General features: G+C 68.8%; 3 protein-coding genes. All 3 read right to left on the bottom strand.

Features of this window, described 5'->3' with window-relative positions:
* On the bottom strand, positions 1-772 hold a 772-nt coding region (locus tag MXD58_RS28515; RefSeq protein WP_250611261.1), incomplete at its 3' end, for a serine/threonine-protein kinase.
* Positions 773-1,289: 517 nt separating this feature from the next.
* Entirely contained in the window at positions 1,290-1,928 is a 639-nt protein-coding gene (locus tag MXD58_RS28510; RefSeq protein ID WP_248836435.1) for a response regulator, read from the bottom strand.
* A gap of 157 nt (positions 1,929-2,085) precedes the next feature.
* On the bottom strand, positions 2,086-2,646 hold a 561-nt coding region (locus MXD58_RS28505; protein WP_250611259.1), incomplete at its 5' end, for a response regulator.

The raw sequence follows: 2,646 nt of genomic DNA, 5'->3' as shown, positions 1-2,646 counted from the left end.
GCGCCGGGTCGCCGACGGGGAGCTCGCCGAGGAGGTGCTCGAGCAGCTCGGCCGCGTCGGGCCGGCGCTTGGGGTCCTTGCGCATGGCGGCGGCGACGAGGTCGCGCAGGTCGGGTGCGAGGACGGACAGGTCCGGCTCGGAGTAGAGCGTGCGCTGGAGCAGCGCGCGCGGGCTGCCCTGGCCGAACGGCGGGCGGCCGGTCGCCGCGAACAGCAGCACACCGCCCCAGGTGAAGATATCGGACGCCACTGTGGCGGGGCGGCCGAGTACCTGTTCGGGACTGATGAACGAGAGCGTGCCAATCCCCGCCGCGGACGTTCCCGAATTATCGGACAAGCCGGCGTTCAGTGCCCTGGCGAGGCCAAAATCCACGAGCCGTAGCCCTTGCCCCGAAAGCACCACATTAGCGGGCTTCAAATCGCTCAGGACAATGTCCAGCTCGTGCAGCGCAGCGAGCGAGGTGGCGAGACCGAGAGCCAGCCGCAGGGCGTCGGCGGCCGACAGCGGGCCCTCCTCGGCGACGCTCGTCGCCAGCGTGGGCGCGTCGACGTACTCGACGACCACGTAGGGCGGGCTGGCCGCGACGTCCACGTCCAGGACCGTGGCTAGGCAGAACGGTGCGAGCTCCCGCAGCCGGTCGAGGTCGGCGCTCAGCCGGCGGCGGAAGTCCGCGTCCCGGGCGAAGGCCGCGGTGACGGCCTTGATGAGAACCGGTTGTTCGCGATTGTTACGAGCTAGAAACACCGGTCCGGTCCCGGCGTCAACGACCATCCGTTCAACCGTATACGGACCGATAGTGGCGGGGTCAAACCCGGTCAGCCCATGATGATCGCGCCGGGCTATCGCCATACGACGAAACCTCCTGCGGTTCGGGCAATCCAGCCATGCCGGCGTGCCGGCGGATCTGGTCGACAAATCCATGCTATCGGCGCCGGCGGAACATCGCGCCCCAATGAATCAGTCTGTCCGGAGTGAGGGCCCCCGCCGCGGCGCGGGCGCCGGAGCGATCTGAGCGGGTCGGCGACTGTTGTGACACCCGCCGGCCACACGGTTATGACCGTGCGTAGGAACCCGCGGACGCATCGCCATCCTGGACCCGGTCCGTTGCCGACCCTGACGACCTGGTGATGTGACCGAGACAACCCGCCGTTGTGGGCGGTCGCGCCAGCGGGGCCGCCCGTTCGTGCACTCGGGCCCCCCGTAGGAGGTTCCCCGTGACTCATCGGCGGGCCCGATCAGCTCACGCGCCGTCCGCCCGCCCAAGGCGGCGGCGATCGATCGCGTCGCGTCAGGAGTTGGCGGACCGGGCGAACGGCTGCAGCCGGGCGACCAGCCCGCGAACCTCGGCCCCGGCGGCGGCGAGCGTCTCGTCCACGGTGCCATCGCCCCTGCCCTCCAGCAGCACGTCGAGCGCGATGAGCCGCTCGGCGACCTCCGCCATCAGGTCGAAGTCCCGCACTCGCTGATGGGCGAGTTCGGACAGCCGCTCATTCTTCTCGAACAGCTCGACGAAGACGCTGACCTTGGCCCGCAGCAACCAGGGGTCGAAGGGCTTCGCGATGTAATCGACGGCGCCCACGGCGTAGCCACGGAAAGCGTGGTGGGGCTCCCGATCGATCGCGGTGAGAAAGATGATCGGCGTGTCCCGGGTACGGCCACGCTGCTTGATCCGATGGGCCGTCTCAAAGCCATCCATTCCGGGCATCTGGACGTCCAGAAGGATCACGGCGAAGTCGTCGACGAGCAGCCGCTTGAGCGCTTCTTCGCCCGACGACGCGGTGACGAGATCCTGGTCCAGCGAGGCCAGAATCGCCTCCAGAGCCATGAGGTTGTCCGCCCGGTCGTCAACGAGAAGGATCTTGCTACGGGGCCGTTCCGCGGTCGGCCCGCCTTCACCGTCAGCGAAACCGCCGGTCCGCTCGGTCACCCGCCTGCCTCCTCCTTCACGGTCGCCCTGCCGACCTGCGCGGTCGCCCTGCCGGTCCGTGGTGGGTGTAGCCACCCCACCACCATCGCCGATCGCCTCCGGAGGCGTGTCACCGCCCCACCTGTAGACACCCGAATGCGCACCATACGCGATCTGATCAATACAGATGTGACCGCATCACCCCGAGGAGGTGGTCGAGATCCACCGGCTTGGTGACGTAGTCGGACGCACCGGCGGTGATGCTCTTCTCCCGGTCCCCCGGCATGGCCTTCGCCGTCAGTACCAGGATCGGGAGCTCCGCAAACGCGGGCATGTCTCGAATCATCGACATCGTCTCGTTGCCGTCCATACCGGGCAGCATGACGTCCATCAGGACCAGGTGAACTCCTCCGGTCTCCTGCTGCAGCGTTCGGATCGCGTCGTGGCCGTTGTCCGCGTAGAGGACCCGCATGCCGTACATCTCCAGCGCGCTCGTGAGCGCGAACACATTGCGAACGTCATCGTCCACCACGAGCACCGTCGTTCCGAGAAGCGGGTCGGAACCATCGGGCGCGTCGGCCGGCGCGTGCCCCTCGGCGTCCACCGCACCGGTCAGGAACGGCGTGCCCTCCACGGTGGCCTCGCTCGGCCGCCAGGTCGTCGGGACGGCCGCTCCCCCGTTCGACGCCGGTGCCCCGCTCGGTCGGAGAACCGTCTCGCCCCGGTGATGGCGGACGTC

The organism is Frankia sp. AgKG'84/4 (assembly GCF_023242965.2).
Classification (GTDB): domain Bacteria; phylum Actinomycetota; class Actinomycetes; order Frankiales; family Frankiaceae; genus Frankia.
Note: the sequence above shows the minus strand (reverse complement) of the source record. Positions and strands in the feature narration are given on the sequence as shown.